This is a genomic window from Marinomonas ushuaiensis DSM 15871 (genome assembly GCF_000521805.1).
Taxonomy (GTDB): Bacteria; Pseudomonadota; Gammaproteobacteria; order Pseudomonadales; family Marinomonadaceae; genus Marinomonas; species Marinomonas ushuaiensis.
The window spans coordinates 1-907 of the sequence record NZ_JAMB01000034.1; the positions used below are offsets into that span (position 1 = coordinate 1).

1 protein-coding gene is annotated in these 907 nt (G+C 33.1%); it reads left to right on the plus strand.

The window, feature by feature from the left end; all coding sequences use genetic code 11:
* Positions 1-234 precede the first annotated feature (234 nt).
* Positions 235-885: a hypothetical protein gene (locus MUS1_RS16200; protein ID WP_211236483.1), complete on the plus strand. Its 651-nt coding sequence runs from the start codon at positions 235-237 to the stop codon at positions 883-885.
* Positions 886-907: the final 22 nt, after the last annotated feature.

Sequence of the window (907 nt, forward strand, 5' to 3'; positions counted from 1 at the left end):
AATAAAAAGTCTTTTAGTATCAATGGGTAAGGTTTTTTAGTGCCTAGATAACGCGCTGAGCTTTTTATGTAGGAATAAGTGTTAACGCGCACGTTCGTTTTTCCAGCTTCAAGTTTTGTTGATATCCTCATTAATGGTTTTAAAGTCAATAGTTTATAAGGTTATTAAGAAGATTTTGAAAATGTATAAACACGCATGCGCATTAATAAAATTTTATACGAATAGGTGTTCCAAATGGATTTAGTCGAAATAATTAGCACTTCAGCTATTGTTACTGCTGTAATCAATGTTATTGGCGTGTTTTGGATCAAAGAACGATTGAAGCAGTCAATCAAGCATGAATACGATCAAGATTTAGCAAAGCTAAAAAGTGAACTTGAATTCGACTTAGATAAACAAAAGAAGCTGTACGAAGGTAAATTATCTATTTATAAAAAATATTATACTTTGATGGACTCTTATACAGCCAAATCCCGTAAAGCACTCTTTGATGGCTTTCAAACTGGAATTATTGATGTTCTAAATGATCCGTCGGATGGTAATACCGCAGATTACATTCGGAACATGCTTGCACTGCAAGGTGACGTATCAGAGATATTTCTCACGTTTAAAAATGAAATCAACGGCTTAAGACTTGAGGCTGGAGAAAAGCTTCTCCAACTACTAGATGAATATGTTGTTTCTTTAGAGATAACCCAAGAAAAGACGGTTGAGTTCCTTCAATGGATGAATGAAAATGCAACTAAATTCATAACAGATCCAGAAGAGACAAATAGAATTTCCCAAGAATATATGGCTACAGAAGTGAATGGGGAAGGAAAGAAACTAATTGATTTACAAAATAAAATATTTTTAGAAATGCGTAACGAATTAGGTATCGTATAACAAGAAATTAAACAAGGACAAA